This is a genomic window from Streptomyces sp. NPDC107500 (assembly GCF_055582785.1).
In genome coordinates, this window is sequence record NZ_JBVJPF010000008.1 from 13,110 (window position 1) to 32,710 (window position 19,601).

General features: G+C 73.2%; 13 protein-coding genes. 8 read left to right on the forward strand and 5 right to left on the reverse strand.

Annotated features, from left to right (window positions below; genetic code table 11):
• Positions 1 to 31 precede the first annotated feature (31 nt).
• From ACZ67M_RS29335 to ACZ67M_RS29345, 3 genes are all read right to left on the reverse strand, one after another.
• Positions 32 to 1,534 carry a DUF5719 family protein gene (locus ACZ67M_RS29335; protein ID WP_469853598.1) on the reverse strand — a complete coding sequence of 501 codons (1,503 nt, stop codon included), beginning with the start codon at positions 1,532 to 1,534 and terminating at the stop codon, positions 32 to 34.
• On the reverse strand, positions 1,531 to 5,322 hold the full coding sequence (locus ACZ67M_RS29340) for a glycosyltransferase family 2 protein (RefSeq protein WP_469853599.1): 3,792 nt from the start codon (positions 5,320 to 5,322) through the stop codon (positions 1,531 to 1,533). The genes ACZ67M_RS29335 and ACZ67M_RS29340 overlap by 4 nt, the downstream gene beginning before the upstream one ends.
• A 184-nt stretch (positions 5,323 to 5,506) precedes the next feature.
• Positions 5,507 to 5,770 (reverse strand): WhiB family transcriptional regulator, encoded by a 264-nt coding sequence (locus ACZ67M_RS29345; protein ID WP_003975777.1) that lies wholly within the window; start codon positions 5,768 to 5,770, stop codon positions 5,507 to 5,509.
• 686 nt (positions 5,771 to 6,456) lie between these two features.
• Here ACZ67M_RS29345 and ACZ67M_RS29350 point away from each other — a divergent pair.
• The 4 genes from ACZ67M_RS29350 (at position 6,457) to ACZ67M_RS29365 (ending at position 10,374) form a co-directional block, all read left to right on the forward strand.
• Entirely contained in the window at positions 6,457 to 6,975 is a 519-nt protein-coding gene (locus tag ACZ67M_RS29350) for a cysteine dioxygenase (RefSeq protein WP_361368088.1), read from the forward strand.
• Positions 6,976 to 7,008: 33 nt separating this feature from the next.
• The gene (gene cofD / locus ACZ67M_RS29355) at positions 7,009 to 7,968 is read left to right on the forward strand and encodes a 2-phospho-L-lactate transferase (RefSeq protein ID WP_361368091.1); all 960 of its coding nucleotides are present in this window, start codon (positions 7,009 to 7,011) and stop codon (positions 7,966 to 7,968) included.
• Positions 7,965 to 9,296: a coenzyme F420-0:L-glutamate ligase gene (locus tag ACZ67M_RS29360; RefSeq protein WP_469853600.1), complete on the forward strand. Its 1,332-nt coding sequence runs from the start codon at positions 7,965 to 7,967 to the stop codon at positions 9,294 to 9,296. The genes cofD and ACZ67M_RS29360 overlap by 4 nt, the downstream gene beginning before the upstream one ends.
• A 97-nt stretch (positions 9,297 to 9,393) precedes the next feature.
• Positions 9,394 to 10,374, forward strand: coding sequence for a DNA-3-methyladenine glycosylase family protein (locus ACZ67M_RS29365; RefSeq protein ID WP_392102700.1), 981 nt, complete (start codon positions 9,394 to 9,396; stop codon positions 10,372 to 10,374).
• 416 nt (positions 10,375 to 10,790) lie between these two features.
• Here the strand turns inward: ACZ67M_RS29365 and manB are convergent, their stop codons facing one another.
• Complete coding sequence (gene manB, locus ACZ67M_RS29370) at positions 10,791 to 11,873, reverse strand: mannose-1-phosphate guanylyltransferase (RefSeq protein WP_125493555.1); 1,083 nt, start codon at positions 11,871 to 11,873, stop codon at positions 10,791 to 10,793.
• A gap of 102 nt (positions 11,874 to 11,975) precedes the next feature.
• Positions 11,976 to 13,352, reverse strand: coding sequence for a peptidoglycan recognition protein family protein (locus ACZ67M_RS29375; protein ID WP_469853601.1), 1,377 nt, complete (start codon positions 13,350 to 13,352; stop codon positions 11,976 to 11,978).
• A gap of 139 nt (positions 13,353 to 13,491) precedes the next feature.
• Here ACZ67M_RS29375 and ACZ67M_RS29380 point away from each other — a divergent pair, with 139 nt between their 5' ends.
• The 4 genes from ACZ67M_RS29380 (at position 13,492) to ACZ67M_RS29395 (ending at position 19,562) form a co-directional block, all read left to right on the forward strand.
• On the forward strand, positions 13,492 to 14,256 hold the full coding sequence (locus ACZ67M_RS29380) for a TIGR03089 family protein (protein WP_307012676.1): 765 nt from the start codon (positions 13,492 to 13,494) through the stop codon (positions 14,254 to 14,256).
• A gap of 258 nt (positions 14,257 to 14,514) precedes the next feature.
• On the forward strand, positions 14,515 to 15,696 hold the full coding sequence (locus ACZ67M_RS29385; RefSeq protein ID WP_469853602.1) for an LCP family protein: 1,182 nt from the start codon (positions 14,515 to 14,517) through the stop codon (positions 15,694 to 15,696).
• A gap of 261 nt (positions 15,697 to 15,957) precedes the next feature.
• Positions 15,958 to 17,664 carry an LCP family protein gene (locus ACZ67M_RS29390; RefSeq protein WP_469853603.1) on the forward strand — a complete coding sequence of 569 codons (1,707 nt, stop codon included), beginning with the start codon at positions 15,958 to 15,960 and terminating at the stop codon, positions 17,662 to 17,664.
• A gap of 197 nt (positions 17,665 to 17,861) precedes the next feature.
• Positions 17,862 to 19,562, forward strand: a complete 1,701-nt coding sequence (locus ACZ67M_RS29395; protein ID WP_469853604.1) for an LCP family protein — start codon at positions 17,862 to 17,864, stop codon at positions 19,560 to 19,562.
• Positions 19,563 to 19,601: the final 39 nt, after the last annotated feature.

The following is a 19,601-nucleotide window of genomic DNA, read 5'->3' on the forward strand; positions in this document are numbered from 1 at the left end:
GGGGCGCCTTCCCTCCTCCCCGGCCGCGCGTCTACTTCTGAAGCACCGAGAGGTCTTCCTCCGCGTTCGGCACCGAGACCGTCCCCCGGTCGTCCGGGAGGGTCTGGACGGTGAAGGACGCCACGTCGTCGTCGGCGACGGTCAGGGTGCGGGACGCGTGGACCGGCCCCCCGGAGACGGTCTCGACGGTGAGCGCGTAAGCGCCCTTGAGGCCTGCGGGGACGGGTGCCTCGACGTTCTGGGTGGTGCCGGCCTTGACCGTGTACGTCTTGGTCGCCGTCGTGCCGCCCTCCGTGCCCGCCGACGCCGTCACCTTCACCTCGGCGCCCTCGCCCGGGGCGGTCAGGGCCAGGGTCGTGCCCTTGGCGCGGTTGTCCGCGGCCGTCGCGCGCGCACCGACCGGGTCGGTCGCCGGGATGAACGCCGACTCCTGCTCACCGCCCTTGCCCCGTACGACCCGGACCGCGGCCACCACCGGCACGGCCCCGTCCGTCGGCGTCAGCACCAGCGAACCCGCCTCGCCGCGCGTGACCTCGCCGAGGTCCACGCCCGTCGTCATGCCGGCCTTGACGTGCACCGTCTCGTGTCCGGCGGGGGTGATCAGCCCCGACGGCGAGGCGAGCCGCACCTTCAGGTCGGCGTCGGTGCCACCGGGGGTGAACAGCACCAGGCGGACGGCGGTCGCGTCCTTGGGGATGCCCGGCAGGACCAGGTCGCCCGCCGGGTCGGCGGCCGCGGTCAGCCAGTCGCCGCCGGTCTTGTCGTCCAGGGCCTGCACCGCGGCCCCGACCCGCCCGCTGCGCACGCCGACGTGGACGGTCAGGTCGGTCTCCTTCACGTCGGCGAGCGTGGACAGCAGCAGGGACTCGGTGCCGTGCGGCGGCACCGTGACGCCCTCACCCACCGTGGACTCGAGGGCTCCGTCCTTGCCGTAGAGCTCGATGTCGACCACGGCGGCCGAGTCGTCGGGGTTCGTCAGGTGGACGTAGTCGGTGCGGCCGGCCGCCGTGCTGGCGCCGGGGAACCAGAACTCCGTGTCCGGGGCGGTGCAGTTGACCCCCTGGAGGCCGCGGCCCGTCCCGGCGGCGACCTCCGTGGTCTGCTGCACCGTCCAGCCCGGGGCCTGAGCGCCCTCGGCGGTGCCGACCAGCGCGGGCGTGTCGGAGCCGGAGGTCGTGCCGGTGGCCGGGGTGCCGGGCTCCTTGGGATCGACGGGCGGCTTCGCGGCCTTCCCGTCGTCCTTCTTCCCGTCCTGGGCGTCCCCGGCCTCGTCGCCCCGTGCCGCGGTGGTGAGCGCCGCCTCGCCCTTCTCGTCGGCGCCCTTCGTGACGGGCGTGAAGGAGGTGTATTGGGTCTCGGCGAGGTCGGAGGTGCTGGGCGCCGGGCAGAGCAGGCTGGTGCGCTCCACGGGCAGCCGGGCGGCCGGCGCGGCGGTGTCGGCGCCGGAGCCGTCCGGGGTGGCGACCGCCGCGAATCCGGTGACGGCGGCGAGCGCGGCCGCGCAGGCGATCAGGGACAGGGTCGTGCGCTTCACTGCTGGCTCCCGTCGGGACGCTCACTGCCCGTGCCGTGGGGGTGGTGGGGCTGGGAGGGGTCGTACGGCGCGTCGTAGCCGCCCTGGCCGTACGCCTGGTCGTAGGCGGGGTCGTACCCGCCCTCCTGGGGCTGGGCCTGCGCCTGCTCGCCGTAGGCGTACGGAGCGTACTGGTCCGGCTCGTACGGGGCGCCGCGGCCGTCCTGGTAGGCGTCCGCGGGGTAGGACTCCGGCTGGTACGGCTCCCCCTGCTGGTACGGCTGCTGCGCGTACGCGCCCTGGTCGTACTGCTGCTGGGCGCCGCCCTGGTACTGCTCCTGGTCGTAGGCGTCGTAGGTGCCGTACTCGGTCCGGTACCCCGTCGCGTCCCACTCGCCGTACGCCGGCTGCTGCGGGACCGGTGCCGGGGGCATCTCGGGCGCCGCGGGTGGTTCGGGCACCTCGGGGGCGCCGTCCGCCGGTGCGGCCGGCGGCTCCGTGTCCGTCCCGGCCTCGGCCTCCGCCTCCGCCTGGGCGCGCAGTCGCCGGGCCCGGCGTCCCTCGCCCTCCAGGGCCTCGGCGGGGATCAGCGGCTCCTCGGGCAGGTCGTCGTCGACGTCGCGGCGCCTGCCGGGCAGCGCGAGGACGACCAGGACCACGGCGAGCAGGCCCTGGGCCCACAGCCAGACGGTGTGGGTGAACGGGTCGTCGTAGGTGACGTCCAGCCGGCCGCCGGAGGCGGGGAGTTCGAAGCCCTGGGCCCAGCCGTCGACCGTGGTGCGGCTGAGCGGCTTGCCGTCCAGGGTGGCGGTCCAGCCCTCGGCGGCGGTGTCGGCGAGGCGCAGCACGCGGCCGTCGGGGCCCGGTTCGATGTCGGTGTGGACGTCGACCGGTCCGGCGGCCACGGGCTGGGGTTCACCGGTGGCGGAGTCTCCGCCCGACACGATGGTCGCGCGGGCGACCTCCTGGTCCACCCGCCACAGTCCGCTGCCGTCCTGCTGGCTGAGCCTGCTCAGGCCGGGGGTGGCGTCCAAGACCCGGGTGACCTCGCGGGGCGCGCCCTTGTGCACCAGCACGTAGCGCACGGCGAAGCCGCCGAGCTGGTCCGCCTGGTCCGCGCCGGAGCCGGCCACCAGGTTGGCGACGATCTTGTCGAGGGTGCTGTTCTCGCCGTCCCCGGCGGCCAGTTCGCCGTCGCCGAGGCGGGCTCCGGAGCCGCGGACCAGCATGTATCCGACGTGGGCGGTGGAGTCGCTGTCGAGGACGAGGGTGCGGGCCTGGTCGCGGGTGCGGCTCTCCTCGGCGACGAACGCGGGCACCTGTGCGGGGTCACGTCGCTCGACGGGGCCGTCGGCGCCCCCGATCATCCATCCGGTGGCGGCGATCAGCGGGCCGACGGCCGAGGCGAGGGCGATCAGCGCGGCGACGGGCTGGCGCCAGCCGAAGCTCTGCTCGGCGACGCGGGAGCGGGCTCCGTCGGCGCCGAGGGCCGCGGCGGCCAGCAGGGCGATGCCGTAGACGAGGGTGGCGGGGCCGGCCCAGGTGGAGCGGTTGGAGAGGACCGCGAAGACGAAGCCGGCCAGGGCCACCGCCCAGGCGGCCCGGATGCCCAACTGCCGCTCGGAGCGCAGCAGGGCGGCCAGCGCGGCCGGCACGATGCCGATGAGGACCAGCCCGCCGACCGTCCCGGGGCCGCCGGGGCTCGCGCCGAGCAGGTCGAGGGCGGAGGCGGCCGAAGAGCCGTAGTCCAGTCCGGCCTCGTCGAAGAAGCCGAGGGGCAGCAGCGACAGCGACCAGGGCGCGAGCAGCAGCAGGGGGGTGCCGAACTGGGCGAGGAAGCGCAGTCCGTACGCGGTGATCTCGCCGCGGCGCAGGGCCAGGACGCCGAGGCCGAGGAGGAGCGCGAGCGGCCACACGACGGGCGTGAAGGCGGTGGTGACCGTCAGCAGCAGCGCGTACGCCCAGGTGGCGCGCCAGCTGCCGCGGGCGCCGGACGTGCTCGCCAGGCCGGCCGCCGCGACGCCCGCGCGGGCGATGAGCGGCAGCAGCACGGCGAGGACGGCGGTGCCGATGCGGCCGCCGGCGAGGGCGCCGGTGGCGGCGGGCAGGAAGGCGTAGGCGACGGCCGCCCAGGCGCGCAGCAGCCGGGACATGACCAGCGGCCGGGACGCGAAGTACGCGGTGGCGCCGGCCAGGGGCACGGAGCCGACCAGCAGCAGGGTGACGGCGGTGCCGGTCGAGCCGAGCAGCGCGGAGGCCAGTGCCGCCAGGATCGCGAGGTAGGGCGGGGCGGAGGCGGTGCCGCCGGCGCCGACCGTGTGCCAGGCGTCCGCGTAGCGCGACCACAGCTCACCGGCGTCGGCCGGGGCGGGCAGCAGCGCGCCGCCCGCGAGGGCGCCGCCGCCGAGGAGGGCGCGGCAGGCGGCCAGGGAGGCGAGCAGCAGGATCAGGAAGAGCACCGGGCCCGGCTTGCGGGCGATGCGCTTGAGGCGGGCGAACTGCTCGATCTCCAGGAAGTCGGCGTCGTCGCCGCCGGGTCCGGACTCGATGCCGCCGCCGTGCCGTCCGGCGCCCGCGGCGGTCTCGGCCTCGGAGCTGCCGACGAGGTTGCCCGCGACCTGTTCGACGGTGACGCGGATGGTCGCGCCGGGGGGCGGGAACAGGGGGCGCAGTTCGTCCTTCTCGACCTGCGGGCGGCCGCGTTCACGCCGGGCGGCGATGATGCGCTCGGGGCGCAGCAGGACGCCCAGCAGGCCCCGGATCTCGTCGAGTGCCTGCCCGGGCACCTTGCCGACGAGATAGGCGAGGGTGCGCAGCAGCGTGCCGAGGACGATGCGCAGCAGCACCCAGGGCAGGGCGGCCGTACGGACGTTGGCGAGGAGGGTGTGGACGGCGCCGGCCTTGTCCACCTTGTGCGGGGAGGCCGTGGTGCGGCCCGCGCAGTCGACGGCGCGGCGCTCGCGGGAGGCCGCCTCGGCGTGGCGGACGACCGCCTCGGGGGCGATGAGGACGCGCAGTCCGGCGGCGTGCGCGCGCCAGCACAGGTCGACGTCGTCGCGCATCAGGGGCAGCCGGCGGTCGAACCCGCCGAGCCGCTCGAAGACATCGCGCCGGATCAGCATGCCGGCGGTGGACACCGACAGGACGGGCCGGACGTGGTCGTGCTGTCCCTGGTCCTGTTCGCGGCGGTCCAGGCCGGTCCAGCGGCGGCCGGAGTTGGCGATGGAGACGCCGACCTCCAGCAGTTGCCGGCGGTCGTACCAGCCGCGGAGCTTGGGGCCGACGACGGCGACGTCGTCGCGGCCGAGTTCGTACTCGGTGTCCACGACGCGCAGCAGCTGGGCCAGGGCGTCGGGTTCGGGGGCGCAGTCGTCGTGCAGCAGCCACAGCCACTGGACCGGCTCGCCGTGGGGCAGTTCGGGCAGGTCGTAGGCGTCGTCGCGCCAGGTGCGCGTGACGGGGTCCCAGCCGCTGGGCCGCTTCAGGTACGGCAGGTCCTCCGGGGTGAGGACGGGGACGGTGCGGGCCGCCTCCTCCACGGCCTGGCCGAAGCCGGTGCGCCGGGCGAGGTGCAGCACGCGGTCGCCGCCGAGGGCTTCGCCGACCAGCCGGGCCGAGTCGTCGGCGCTGCCGGTGTCGGCGGCCACGGCGTACTGGACGGGGCGCTCCTGGCCGAGCAGCCCGGCGAGCGCGTCGGGCAGCCAGCGGGCTCCGTCGTGGGCGACGAGGACCGCGGTCACGACGTGGCGCGGGAACTCAGGTGTGGCAGCGAGGTCTTGCTGGGCTGCCGTGTGACTCTGCACGGACATCGAGGTACGGGCCCCGGTTCGGTGGACTGCGGTGGACGCCCGTGCCTGTGGGGAATGGCGGGACGTCTCGGACGAGCGCCCACACTATCGGCTGGACAGCAAGAGGGCCCGCCGCCTGTGGACAACCCACCTGCGAGGGGCCGTTCCCGCTGGTCCCGCCGTTCGCGCCGGTTCTGGCGCCTCGTCAGACGGCGGCCTTCTTCAGCCGGCGGCGCTCCCTCTCGGACAGGCCGCCCCAGATGCCGAAGCGCTCGTCGTTGGCGAGGGCGTACTCGAGGCATTCGGAGCGGACCTCGCAGGCGAGGCAGACCTTCTTGGCCTCGCGGGTGGAGCCGCCCTTCTCGGGGAAGAAGGACTCGGGGTCGGTCTGGGCGCACAGTGCGCGCTCCTGCCAGCCGAGCTCCTCGTCCGCGTCGTCGACCAGCAGTTGCTGCACCAGCTCGGTCATGTGCGCCCCTCGTCTGTCTTCGCGTCCCCGTGATCCCGCCGTTACCGATTCCGGCTAAACGACACGAGTGAAATTACAAGTGTGCTGCTCCGGGCGAGTCAAGCCGAGATCTGCTATTGAGCCCCTTATTCACTCTGCGGAACCAAGGCAAAGCGGAAAGTGTTCAAATCGCCATAAACCTTGACATCCCAAAGAGGCCCGGCCGGGCACTCGACCCGCGCTCCGCTCGTACCGGGGAAGACGCCCTGGCGTTCGATCCCGTTCCGATACACACGCCGAAGCGAACCTGATCACATTCGGATCACAGGATCGCTACGGAGGTTGCGCGCCCGGCTTGTGCGCCATGTGTCCCGGGACCCCACTGAGCAAACCTTTCCCCAGCAAGATGAACCGGAAGAGGTGAACCATGTCCCACATACCGGGCATCGAGTTGACAGTGCCGGTGTGAACCGGTGTCCTTGTGGGCATGCTCGCGAACTTGGCGCTCACCTCGACCCGCACCGCCGGGTCCCACGGTGCTGCCCGCGCTCGCTGTAGCTGTTGCCGCTGTTCCAGCTGTTGAGCCAACCGCGCTCCGGCTGTCCCCAGAGTCCACGCGACTCGACGCTCCATGTCCCGCCCCACCAGGGCGTTCTTGGTCATCCGTTCCACCCGCCGCACACTTCCGCCGAGGAACCACCGCACCCATGAACAGCGACAGCGACCTCCAGATCGCCGGCGACATCCTCGAAGTCCCCCACCTCCTCCAGGCACCCCGCGAGCACCCGGCCACCGTGGCCGAGTTCGCCGGGCTGGCCCGCGCCCTCGCCGACGACCGCTCCGAGTGGGAGCACCTCGTCCGGTACGACGCGACGACACGCTGGTACCACCGGCTGCGCACCGGCCCGGGCTACGAGGTGTGGCTGCTGTCCTGGGTGCCGGGACAGGGCAGCGGACGCCACGACCACGGCGCCTCCTCCGGCGTGTGGACCGTCCTGGAGGGGACCCTCACCGAGCGCACGGAGCGCGGCACGCGCGCGTTGCGGGCCGGCACCCAGCGCGTGTTCGCCCCCGGGCACGTGCACGAGGTCGTCAACGACGCGCTGGAGCCCGCGGTCAGCCTGCACGTCTACTACCCGGGCCTCACCGAGATGCCCATGCACGCCCCGCAGTGCTCGGCCGGCACGTCGCGGGACGCGGACACCGGCGCCGTGACGACTGCCTGACGCGGTGTCGTACCCGCCTGCGAGACTGGGGCCATGCGCATTGTGGTTCTGGCAGGCGGCATCGGCGGTGCCCGGTTCCTGCGTGGTCTGAAGCAGGCCGCGCCCGACGCGGACATCACCGTCATCGGCAACACCGGGGACGACATCCACCTCTTCGGTCTGAAGGTCTGCCCGGACCTCGACACGGTGATGTACACGCTCGGCGGCGGCATCAACGAGGAGCAGGGCTGGGGACGGGCCGACGAGACCTTCCACCTCAAGGAGGAGCTGGCGGCGTACGGCGTGGGGCCCGAGTGGTTCGGCCTCGGCGACCGCGACTTCGCCACGCACATCGTGCGGACGCAGATGATCACCGCGGGCTTTCCGCTCAGCGCGGTGACCGAGGCCCTCTGCGACCGCTGGAAGCCCGGGGTGCGCCTCATCCCGATGACCGACGACCGCGTGGAGACGCATGTCGCGGTCGAGCTGGAGGGGGAGCGCAAGGCGGTCCACTTCCAGGAGTACTGGGTACGGCTGCGCGCCTCCGTCCCCGCCGAGGCGGTCGTGCCGGTCGGCGCCGAGCAGGCCAAGCCGGCGCCGGGCGTCCTGGAGGCCATCGCCGAGGCGGACGTGATCCTCTTCCCGCCGTCCAACCCGGTGGTCTCCGTCGGCACCATCCTCGCCGTGCCCGGCATCCGGGAGGCGATCGCCGACGCCGGGGTGCCCGTGGTGGGTCTGTCGCCGATCGTGGGGGACGCGCCGGTGCGCGGGATGGCCGACAAGGTGCTCGCGGCGGTCGGCGTGGAGTCCACGGCGGCCGCGGTCGCCGAGCACTACGGCTCGGGGCTGCTCGACGGCTGGCTGGTCGACACGGTCGACGCCGAGGCCGTCACCCGCGTGAAGGCGGCCGGGATCCTCTGCCGCGCCGTACCGCTGATGATGACCGACCTCGACACCACGGCGCAGATGGCCCGGGAGGCGCTGACGCTCGCCGAGGAGGTGCGGGAGGCATGAGCGACGGCACGCGCGAGGACGCCTTCGACCGTCCGGAGGGCTACCGGGTGTGGGCCCTGCCCGGCCTGCCCGAGGTGCAGCCCGGCGACGACCTCGCAAAGCTGATCGCCGCGGCCGAGCCGGGGCTGGCCGACGGGGACGTGCTGCTCGTCACCTCCAAGATCGTGTCCAAGGCCGAGGGCCGCGTCGTACGGGCCGCCGACCGGGAGGCCGCGATCGACGCGGAGACCGTGCGGGTGGTGGCCCGGCGCGGACTGCTGCGCATCGTCGAGAACCGGCAGGGGCTGGTCATGGCGGCGGCCGGCGTCGACGCCTCCAACACTCCGTCCGGCACCGTCCTGCTGCTCCCCGAGGACCCGGACGCCTCCGCGCGCGGCATCCGCGAGGGGCTGCGCGACACGCTGGGCGTCGACGTGGGGGTCGTCGTCACCGACACCTTCGGCCGCCCCTGGCGGGCCGGGCTCACGGACGTGGCGATCGGCGCCGCCGGGGTGCGGGTCCTCGACGACCTGCGCGGCGGCACGGACGCGCACGGCAACCCGCTCGCCTCCACCGTCGTCGCCACCGCCGACGAGCTGGCCGCGGCGGGCGACCTGGTCAAGGGCAAGGCCGCGGGTCTGCCGGTCGCCGTCCTGCGCGGGCTGCCGCTCCTGGTGGCCGACGACGACGGGGAGGGCGCGCGGGCGATGGTGCGCGGCGCGCGCGACGACATGTTCCGGCTGGGCACGTCGGAGGCGGTACGGCAGGCAGTCACCCAGCGCCGTACGGTACGGGCCTTCACCGACGAGCCCGTCGACCCCGGAGCGGTGCGCCGGGCGGTCGCGGCCGCGGTCACGGCACCGGCGCCGCACCACACGACGCCGTGGCGGTTCGTGCTCCTGGAGTCCGCGGAGTCCCGCACCCGGCTGCTGGACGCGATGCGGGACGCCTGGACCGCGGACCTGCGGCGGGACGGCAAGAGCGAGGAGTCCATCGCCAAGCGGGTCCGGCGCGGGGACGTCCTGCGCAACGCGCCCTACCTCGTCGTCCCCTGCCTGGTCATGGACGGTTCCCACACGTACGGGGACCCGCGGCGGGACGGGGCCGAGCGGGAGATGTTCGTCGTCGCCACCGGCGCGGGCGTGCAGAACCTGCTCGTCGCGCTCGCCGGGGAGCGGCTGGGGTCGGCGTGGGTGTCCTCGACGATGTTCTGCCGGGACGTGGTGCGGGAGGTGCTGGGGCTGCCGGGCGACTGGGACCCGATGGGCGCGGTGGCGGTCGGTCATCCGGCCGAGGAACCGCGCGCGCGGCCGGAGCGGGACGCGGGATCGTTCATCGAGGTGCGGTGAGGCCTCTACTCTCGTAGAGGGCTCTCGCTCCGTTTCTTCTTCCGCTTCCTTCCTACTCCTCTTCCGCCTCTCCCTCGTTCGCTCAAGGACCTCACTCGTGGCAGGACGTTTCGCTCCCCGGCCCCCGCGTGCCGCTGTGCGCGGCGGGATACCCCGGCAGGGGGTCACGCCGGGCCGGGTACGGGTGTGGGTGCCGGACGCGCCGCTGGAGCTGGGGCTGGTGCTCGGGCCGCTGCGGCGCGGGCCGGGCGATCCGACGTTCCGGACGACACCGGACGGGGCCGTGTGGCGGACCAGCCGCACACCCGCCGGGCCGGGCACGCTGCGGGTCACCGCGCGTGGTGACGAGGTGCGCGGCGAGAGCTGGGGGCCCGGGGCCGAGTGGCTGCTGGATCAGCTGCCGCGGATGCTGGGCGCCGAGGACGACCCGTCCGCGTTCGTGCCGAGGCACCGGCTGCTGGCGCTGACACGGCATCGCCGGCCGGGGCTGCGGCTGACGCGGACCGGGCTGGTGCTGGAGTCGTTGATCCCCTCGGTCCTGGAGCAGAAGGTCACGACGCTGGAGGCGTACCAGGCGTGGCGGCTGCTGGTGCGGAAGTTCGGGGAGCCGGCGCCGGGGCCCGCGCCCGGGCGGATGTGTGTCATGCCGTCGGCGCGGACGTGGGCGCTGATCCCGTCCTGGGAGTGGCACCTGGCCGGGGTGGACGACAAGCGGGCCTCGACGATCCTGCGGGCCGTGCGGGTCGCCGCGCGGCTGGAGGAGGCGGCCGGGATGGAGCCGGCGGCGGCGCAGGCGCGGCTGGAGGTCGTACCGGGGATCGGGCCGTGGACGTCGGCGGAGACCGTGCAGCGCAGTCACGGGGCGCCGGACGCGGTGACGGTGGGCGATCTGCATCTGCCGGGGATCGTGGGGTTCGCGCTGGGCGGGGACCGGTACGCGGACGACGCGGAGATGCTGCGGCTGCTGGAGCCGTATGCCGGGCAGCGGCATCGGGCGGCTCGGCTGGTGCTGCTGAGTGGGCGGGTGCCGGGGCGGCGGGCCCCGCGGATGGCTCCGCGGGGTATCGAGCGGATCTGACGGGGCGGGGGTGACGCTGCGGCCGGCGTGGGGTGGGTGACGCGGGCCGGCGTTCGCGTCGCACCCGGCGTGGGGGTGGGCCGGGGGTGGGTGACGCGGACCGGCGCTTGCCGGGTGCCGCCCGCGCCCACCCGTGCCGCCCCAGGCGGCACATGTGCCCGCGGTCTACGGAGCCCGTGCGCCCGCGGTTTACGGGGCCCGTGCCCCGCGGTTTACGGGGCCCATGTGCCCGCGGTCTGCGGAGCCCGTGCGCCCGCGGTTTACGGGGCCCATGTGCCCGCGGTCTGCGGAGCCCATGTGCCCGCGGTTTACGGGGCCCGTGCGCCCGCGGTCTGCGGAGCCCATGTGCCCGCGGTTTACGGGGCCCATGTGCCCACGGTTGCGGGGGAAGGCCGCCCCCGCTCAGCCATGCGGCGTTACGCGTCCGAGGAGAAGCGTAGGGACGCCGCGGGGATGTGGGCGTCGCACCAGATGCGGGCGCCGGAGCGGAGTTCGTTGTCGGCGCCGATGATCGCGCCGTCGCCGATGACCGTGTCGCTGAGGACCGAGCGGGTGCCGACGCGGGCGCGGGTGCCGATGAGGGAGTCGGTGATGACGGCGCCGGGCTCGATGACGGCGCCGGGCAGGATCGTGCTGCCGAAGACGCGCGCGCCCTCCGCCACGAAGGCGCCCTCGCCGATCACCGTGCCGCCGGCCAGCTTCGCGTCGGGCGCGACCTGGGCCGTGGGCAGGACGAGGCGGTCGCCGCAGCGCCCCGGTATCGCCGGGGACGGGGCGCGGCCGAGGACCAGGTCGGCCGAGCCGCGCACGAAGGCCGCCGGGGTGCCGAGGTCCAGCCAGTACGTGGAGTCGACCATGCCCTGGAGGTGCGCGCCGGTGGCCAGGAGTTCCGGGAACGTCTCGCGTTCGACCGACACGGGCCGCCCCGCCGGGATCGTGTCGATGACCGAGCGGCGGAAGACGTACGCCCCCGCGTTGATCTGGTCGGTGACGATCTCCTCCGGGGTCTGGGGCTTCTCCAGGAAGGCGAGCACCCGGCCCGTGTCGTCGGTGGGGACCAGCCCGTACGCCCTCGGGTCGGTGACCTTCGTCAGGTGCAGGGAGACGTCCGCGCCCGTCGTCTCGTGGGTGCGGACCAGCGCGCCGATGTCCAGGCCCGTCAGGATGTCGCCGTTGAAGATCAGGACCGGCTCGTCCGGCCCCGAGTGCAGCCGGGACGCCACGTTGCGGATCGCGCCGCCGGTGCCGAGCGGCTCCTCCTCGGTGACGTACTCGAGGTGCAGCCCCAGCGCCGAGCCGTCGCCGAAGTACGGTTCGAAGACCTCGGCCAGGTAGCTCGTCGCGAGCACGATGTGGTCGACGCCCGCCGCCTTCGCCCGCGCCAGCTGGTGCGTGAGGAACGGCACCCCGGCCGCCCGGACCATGGGCTTCGGGGTGTTCACCGTGAGCGGACGCAGCCGCGTGCCCTTGCCGCCGACCAGGAGGATCGCTTCTGTCACCGTCGTCTCTGCTTCCTGCCGGGACCGGCCGAACTGTGTTTCGGCCGGCCAGTGTATGCAGACCGTTCCTCGCGCCCTCGACGGCCGTGCGGTGTTCCGCCCTCAGCGGCCCTGGTACTGAGCCGCCTTCGAGCGGCTCGTGTCGAGCTTGCCGTAGAGCAGCCTGCCGGGGCAGTTCGTCGCGAAGCCGTCGCGGTGACCTGAGATGACGTTCAGTCGTACGTTCTTACCTTTTCGGTAGAGATTGCCACCACCGGACTTCAGGTATGTCTTCCCGTCCGGATTCATGCCGTAGATGCCGAGCTTCCACGCGGTGAGCCGCGCGATCGCCTTCACCGCGGCCGAGGACGGCTTCCTGTTGCTGTACGTGCCGAGAACGGCGATGCCCATGCTGTTGGAGTTGAACCCCAGGGTGTGGGCGCCGAGCACCGCCTTGGACACTCCCCCGGCGCGGCCCTCGTAGATGTTTCCGCACTTGTCGACGAGGAAGTTGTAGCCGAGGTCACGCCAGCCCGTGCTGTGGACGTGGTAGCGGTAGATACTGCGAATGACTGACGGTGCCTGTGCGCAGCGGTAGTTGTTGCCGGTGGCCGAGTGGTGCACGAAGGCCGCCTTGACCTTCTTCGTGTACACGAACCCCTTCTCCCGCAGCCCCTCGTCCGCGCCCCAGCCGTGGCGCGTGGTGATGCTCGGGCGGGCGCCGACGTACGGCTTGGCCTGCTGCCCGGTGCCGAGTTCGGCCTCGGTCCGGGCCTGGCTGAGGGCCGGGATCTCGGTGGCGCCGAGCGGGGCGAGGCCGGCGTTGACGGCGGAGGCGGCGAGCGCTTCGGCGGACGTGTCGGACACCGCCGTGGTGCGGGGCTCGCCCTCCGGTCCGTGCTCCGGTCCGGGTGCCGCCGGGGGCGGGGCGCCCTTGCCGGGGTCGACGAGTTCGAGGCGCATGCCGGTGGGGAGCGTCGACGCGGTGGCCGCCGGGACGGCTCGGGTGGCGGCCTCGGGCGCGGAGTCCGCCCGCACGCGCACCTCCACCCCGTCGGACTCGCCCACCCACAGGGGCGCGGTGGCGCCGCGGACCCGGTCGGAGGCGCTCTCGGCGGTGCCGGGGTCGGCGGCGTGGTCGGCGTTGTGGGTCTCCAACTCCTGCCAGCCGGACCAGGCGCCGGTGGCGGTCGCGCGCGTGCGGACCTCGACGCGGCCGTGCAGTTCGGTGCCCGGGTTGTCCCAGACGACGCCGACGAGCGAGAAGTGCCGTACGTCACGGCGGGGCAGGCCCTGCGCGGCGGCGCCGGGGGCGCGGTCGCGGGCGAGGGGGGTGAGGGGCAGCGACTGGGTGCCGCCGGGGGCGTATGCCTCGGCCCGCACCGCTCTCGGGGTCGCGGGCGGGGGCGCGGAGGTGGCCGCCGCCGCGGGTGGGGCGAGCGGGACGGCCAGGGCCGCCGCGGTCGTGACACCGATCGAGGAAGCAAGGAATCCACGCATGCCCCTGATACTGGACATGGTCATACAAATATGTCCATTTGAGATCTGACGGCCCGTAGGGTGTCTTCGTCCGAACCGGTGGTGGCGCGGTACGCCGTCCGCTCGGTGCGGGGGTTGGGGTCCGCGTACCCTTGCGCGGATGAACGCGACCGATCGCACCCCTGCCGACCTGCTGAGTTCCGCGCTCGCCGCGGACCCGGGACGCCCCCTGGTGACCTTCTACGACGACGCCACCGGCGAACGCGTCGAACTGTCGGTCGCCACCTTCGCCAATTGGGTGGCCAAGACCGCGAACCTGCTCCAGGACGAACTCTCCGTCGAGCCCGGCGACCGTGTCGCGCTGCTGCTGCCCGCGCACTGGCAGACGGCGGTGTGGCTGCTGGCGTGCGCGTCGGTGGGCGTCGTCGCCGACGTGGCGGGTGACCCGGCGTCGGCCGACGTGGTCGTCAGCGGGCCGGAGCCGGAGTCGCTGGACGCCGCGCGGGCGTGCTCGGGGGCGCGGATCGCGCTGGCCCTGCGGCCGCTCGGGGGGCGGTTCGCGCCGCGCGCGCCGGAGGGCTTCGCCGACTACGCGGTGGAGGTGCCGGGGCAGGGGGACCGGTTCGTGCCGTACGCGCCGGTGGACCCGGAGGGGCCCGCGCTGATCGTGGCCGGGCGGGAGTTCAGCGGGGCGGAGGTCGTGGAGCGGGCGCGGGCGGAGGCGTCCGGGCTGGGGCTCACCGGGCCGGGGGCGCGGATTCTGTCGGGGCTGCCGTACGACACGTGGGAGGGGTTGAGCGCGGGGTTGTACGGGCCGTTGGCGAGTGGAGGGTCGGTGGTGTTGTGCCGGCATCTGGAGCGGGCGGGGGACGGGGTGCTGGATCAGCGGATCGAGGCGGAGAGGGTTTCTGCCACGGCTCGGTGACGGGAGGTTTTGACGGGGCCGGGTGTCGGTGGGCTCTTGACACTGACCCGGCGTTGACCGGGCGCCCGGTGTCGGAGCTGGGCGGGGGTGGGTGTCGCAGCCCGGCGTGGCGGGGTGCCGCTGCGCCCACCCTCCCCCACTCTCGGCTTCGCTCGAGCGGGGGACCCCCATCGCCCCAGCGGCACGACTGCCCGCAGCTGAGTAGACGGCTGACCCGTTCGGCCCACCAACGTTCCGCGTCGCCGCGGCCCGCGCTGCATGGTCGTAGGAGCGCACGGGTGTGGGACGGAGGGAGACGTGAGCGATGACGCCGGCAAGGGGGCGGGGGCGTCCGCGTCCGGGGAGGGGCTGAGGCGGCGGCGTCGGAGGCGGCGGCTGGCCCGGGCGGGGATCGCGGTCGGCGTGCTGGCCGTCGGTGCCGTGGGCGTCGGGTGGGCGGTGTACGCGAAGCTGAGCGGCAACATCACGTCGGACGAGGCGGCGGCCGCAGAACTCGCCCGGTACGAGAAGGAGCGCCCCAGCGCCCTGGTGCGCGGCGCGCAGAACGTGCTGCTGATCGGGTCGGACTCGCGCTCCGGCGACGGCAACGCGCGCTACGGACGGGACTCCGGGACCGAGCGGTCGGACACCACGATCCTGCTGCACCTGGCGGCGGGCCGGGACAGCGCCACCGCCGTCTCCCTCCCCCGCGACCTGATGGTGAACGTGCCCGGCTGCCACGGCCCCGACGGGGCGCGCACCGCGCCGGTGTTCGCACAGTTCAACTACGCCTTCGCGGCGGGCGGTTCGGCGTGTTCGATCCGGACCGTGGAAAAGCTGACCGGCATCCGGATCGACCACCACGTGGTCGTCGACTTCCAGGGCTTCAAGAAGATGGTCGACGCCCTCGACGGCGTCGAGGTGTGCCTGCGCAAGCCGGTCGACGACGAGGACGCCAAGCTGAAGCTGCCCGCGGGCCGGGTGACGCTCGACGGTGAGCAGGCCCTCGGATACGTCCGCGCCCGCAAGTCGCTCGGGGACGGCAGCGACACCGACCGGATGGACCGGCAGCAACGTTTCCTCGGGGCGCTCGTGAACAAGGTGCAGAGCAATGGCGTACTGCTGAATCCGGTGAAGCTGTACCCGGTTCTCGACGCGGCCACGTCGTCCTTGACCACGGACCCGAATCTGGCGAGTCTGCGCGGGCTGTACGACCTCGTGCGCGGGCTGCGCGACATCCCCACCGAGCGCGTGCAGTTCCTGACCGTCCCCCGGGAGTCCTACGCGGGCGACGCCAATCGGGACCAGCTCGTGCAGCCCGCCGCCGAGAAGCTCTTCACCCGGCTGCGGACGGACGACCCGGTGACGATCGCGGGGCCGGCCCACGGCGAGCCCGGTGACGCCGATTCTCCGGCGCCGACGTTCAGCGGGAACACCGCCGACGAAGACGTCTGCGAGTAAAGCGCTTTCAAAGTCACGGCAAGACGGGTGCAAGGTGCGCATGAAAGTACGGACAATTGTCCAAGAAATGCGCTGGATTGCCCAGTTGTAAGTTTCGTGGCATGCGTCACTGCCATCGCCCCGAGCCGAACCGGGCGGTTAGTGTGAGCGATCCGGTGCGCCCGGCCCCGAGGCTCTGCCCGAGGCCGCGCACCGAGTGAGCGAGACCGGGCGCCCGGAGGGGAGGGCGCCGCGTGGCCCTGACGGAGGATTCGGACAACCGTGGACGCGCAAGGCCGTGGACGGGCGGGCGACATCGACCCCGCAGACCAGTGGGTACTCAATCCGGACACCGGCGAATACGAACTGCGACTGCCCCCTTCCGCAGCGCAGTCACCGGTCCCGGGCCCCCGGGGCGCCGCGCACGCCCCGGCACCGGACCGTGAGGTCCCCCCGCAGCGCAGACGCCGTTCGGCTCCCGAGGAACCGCCGCCGGGGCGGGCCGGGCGCCGGCGGCCGGCGAAGAAGAAGTCGCGGGGCAAGCGCGTCCTGCTGTGGACGGGCGGCACCATGGCGTTCGTCGTCCTCGCCGGCGGCACCGCCGGGTACCTCTACCTCCAGCACCTGAACGGCAACATCCAGTCCGTCGCCGACGACGGCGCGAGCACCGGTGGCTTCCAGAAGGACAAGGCCATCAACATCCTGCTGATCGGCACCGACAAGCGCACCGGCAGCGGCAACGAGGGCTACGGCGACACCGGGAGCGCCGGCCACGCCGACACCACGATCCTGCTGCACGTGTCCAAGGACCGCTCCAACGCCACCGCGCTCAGCATCCCCCGCGACCTGATAGTCGACGTCCCCGACTGCCCCACCACGCAGGAGGACGGGACGCAGAAGGTCATCCCCGGCTCCAGCGGCGTCCGCTTCAACACCAGCCTCGGCCAGAGCGGCCGAACCCCCAGCTGCACCATGCGGACCGTCACCGAGCTGACCGGGGTGACGCCGGACAACTTCATGGTGGCCGACTTCAACGCGGTCAAGACGCTGACCTCGGCCGTCGGCGGCGTCGAGGTGTGCCTGGCGAAGGACATCGACGACCCGGACTCGCACCTGAAGCTGCCGGCGGGCGAGCACACCGTCGAGGGCGAGCAGGCACTGGCCTTCGTCCGCACCCGGCACTCCGTGGGCTTCGGCGGCGACCTGAGCCGTATCGAGATCCAGCAGCAGTTCCTCAGCGCGCTGATGCGCAAGCTGAAGTCCAACGACACGCTGACCAGCCCGTCGAAGATGCTGAAGCTGGCCGAGGCGGGGACCGAGGCGCTGACCGTCGACTCCAAGCTGGACAGCATCGGCAAGCTGAAGGACCTCGGCCTGGAGCTGGGCAAGCTCAACACCAAGAACCTGACCTTCACCACGGTGCCGGTGATCGACAACCCGGCCGAGAAGGTCAAGGCGACGGTCGTGCTGAAGGAGGGCCCCGCCCAGCAGGTCTTCGACATGATGCAGAACGACGTCTCCTTCACCGAGGTCAAGAAGAAGGAGTCGGAGAAGGAGAAGAAGGAGGCGGCCGCGGTCGCCGCCCGGCTCAAGGGCGGGCAGTCCGAGCCCTCCGAGGTCCGCGTCCGCGTCATGAACGGCGGCGCCCCCGCCGGCAGCGCCCAGCAGGAACTCGCCTACCTCCAGACCGACGCCGGCGTCACCAAGTCCGAGAACGCCGGCAACGCCCCCGCGGAACTCGCCAAGACCACCCTGGAGTACGCCCCCGACCAGGCCGACCAGGCCCGCGCCCTCGCCGAGATCCTCGGCCTGTCCGGCGCCGCCATGAAACCCGGCGAAAGCGTCACCAACTCCCAGGGCCTGCCCACCATGACCCTCACCCTCGGCAAGGACTTCAAGGGCGCCGGAGTCAAACTCGACGCCACCTCCGCGAAGGCCCCGGAGGACCTCCAGAAGTCCACCGCGGACAAGGTCGAGTGCGCGAAGTGACCTGACGGCCCCCAAACCCGTCTGACAGTACGACAGTCCATCGGCACGCCGGGGGACGGCCGGGACGGAAGTGGCTCCGCGGGGCGCCCGCAATCCGTCGGGGCCGCCGTACAGCCAACGAGGGGCTCCGTACGTCCAACTGTGCGAACAGGTCGCGCGCAGGGGCACGTTCACGGGCCCGAGGGTGGGAGAGGGACATGACGCAGGGCAGTGTGCACGGGGAGGGAACGCGACCGGGCGCGGTCCGGCAGGCTCACGGCGGGGACACCGGCGCCGAGGGCGGGGGCGGCACCGGCACGGCAGGCCCGCCGGGCCGCAGGGACGGGAACCGCCGCCGGTCGGGGCGGCGGCGCCCCGGACGCCGGCGCCGGGCGCTGCGCTGGTCTGCGACGGTCCTCGCGGTGCTGATACTCGGCACGGCGGGCGCCGGATACCTCTACTACCAGCACCTGAACGGCAACATCGAGAAGGGCGCGCGGAGCAGCGGCGACTCCAAGGCGCACCGCACCGAGCCGAACGCGGCCGGCCAGACTCCCCTGAACATCCTGCTGATCGGTTCCGACAGCCGCGCCTCCGAGGCCAACGTGGCGCTGGGCGGCGGCAAGAACCACCGCGACAACCCGCCGCTGGCCGACGTGCAGATGCTGATCCACCTGGCCGCGGACCGCAAGAGCGCGGCGGTGGTGAGCATCCCCCGTGACACTCGCGTGGACATCCCCGCGTGCGAGAACGCGGAGACCGGGGAGAAGTTCCCCGCGACCAACGCCATCATCAACGAGTCGCTGGCCCGCGGCGGCGCCGGCTGCACCCTGGCCACCTGGGAGAACCTCACCGGGGTCTACGTCGACCACTGGATGACGATCGACTTCGCGGGCGTGGTCTCGATGGCGGACGCCGTCGGCGGCGTCGAGGTCTGCGTGAACCAGAACGTGTGGGACCGGCCGCTGCCCGCCGTACCCGGCGGCTCCGGTCTGAAGCTGAAGGCCGGCCGCACCAAGGTGCAGGGCGAGCAGGCGCTCCAGTGGCTGCGCACCCGGCACGCCTGGGGCAGCGACCCGCTGCGGGCCCGCGCCCAGCACATGTACATGAACTCGATGATCCGCACGCTGAAGCAGCAGAACGTCTTCACCGACACCGGCCGGCTGATGAACCTGGCCGAGGCCGCCACCAAGTCCCTGACCGTCTCCGAGGAGATCGGCACGGTCAAGAAGCTGTACGACCTCGGCATGCAGCTCAAGACGGTGCCCACGGACCGCATCACCATGACGACGATCCCCACCGTGGCGGACGACCAGGACGCCAACCACCTGCTGCCGGCCGCCGGCGCGGACCAGATGTGGGCGATGCTCCGCGACGACGTGTCCTTCGACGACAAGGGCGGGAAGGACGGCAAGGGCGCCGGGGACGGCGGGAGCGGCAAGGACGCGAAGGACCCGAAGGACGCCGACGGCGCCACCGGGAAGCCCTCCGACGAGCCCGCCGCCGACTCCGACATCGGCGTCCTGGTCCAGAACGCCACCCGCTCCGAGTCGCTCGGCCCGGTCAGCGGACGGGCGAGCGCCGTCGCCGGGACGCTGGTGCGGAAGGGCTTCTCCAGGGCGACGACGGACACCTCCGCCGCGCTCTCCGAGGAGCGGACGCTGGTCCGGTACCCGAGCGACGAGTTGGCCGGCGACGCGCGGCGCGTCGCCGATGCGCTGGGCATCCCGGCGAACGCGGTGCGCAAGTCCACCGACGTGTCCGGGATCACTCTCGCCGTGGGAGCTGACTGGCGCTCGGGCACGTCCTATCCGAAGCAGAAGACGCCCGAGGCGGGAGACCTGCCGGACGACAGCGACGCCCTCAACGGCTCGGACACCGGCAAATGCATGGACGTCTACAAGCCCTACCGATGGTAGGAGTTCACGAAAATAGGAGGGATTGCCCTGTTGTAGGGG

Bases quoted from the DNA above. Each gene is read 5' to 3' on its own strand.
- ACZ67M_RS29340 (WP_469853599.1), bottom strand. From the start codon at position 5,322: ATGTCCGTGCAGAGTCACACGGCAGCCCAGCAAGACCTCGCTGCCACA.
- ACZ67M_RS29345 (WP_003975777.1), bottom strand. From the start codon at position 5,770: ATGACCGAGCTGGTGCAGCAACTGCTGGTCGACGACGCGGACGAGGAG.
- ACZ67M_RS29350 (WP_361368088.1), top strand. From the start codon at position 6,457: ATGAACAGCGACAGCGACCTCCAGATCGCCGGCGACATCCTCGAAGTC.
- cofD (WP_361368091.1), top strand. From the start codon at position 7,009: ATGCGCATTGTGGTTCTGGCAGGCGGCATCGGCGGTGCCCGGTTCCTG.
- ACZ67M_RS29360 (WP_469853600.1), top strand. From the start codon at position 7,965: ATGAGCGACGGCACGCGCGAGGACGCCTTCGACCGTCCGGAGGGCTAC.
- ACZ67M_RS29375 (WP_469853601.1), bottom strand. From the start codon at position 13,352: ATGCGTGGATTCCTTGCTTCCTCGATCGGTGTCACGACCGCGGCGGCC.
- ACZ67M_RS29380 (WP_307012676.1), top strand. From the start codon at position 13,492: ATGAACGCGACCGATCGCACCCCTGCCGACCTGCTGAGTTCCGCGCTC.
- ACZ67M_RS29385 (WP_469853602.1), top strand. From the start codon at position 14,515: ATGGTCGTAGGAGCGCACGGGTGTGGGACGGAGGGAGACGTGAGCGAT.
- ACZ67M_RS29395 (WP_469853604.1), top strand. From the start codon at position 17,862: ATGACGCAGGGCAGTGTGCACGGGGAGGGAACGCGACCGGGCGCGGTC.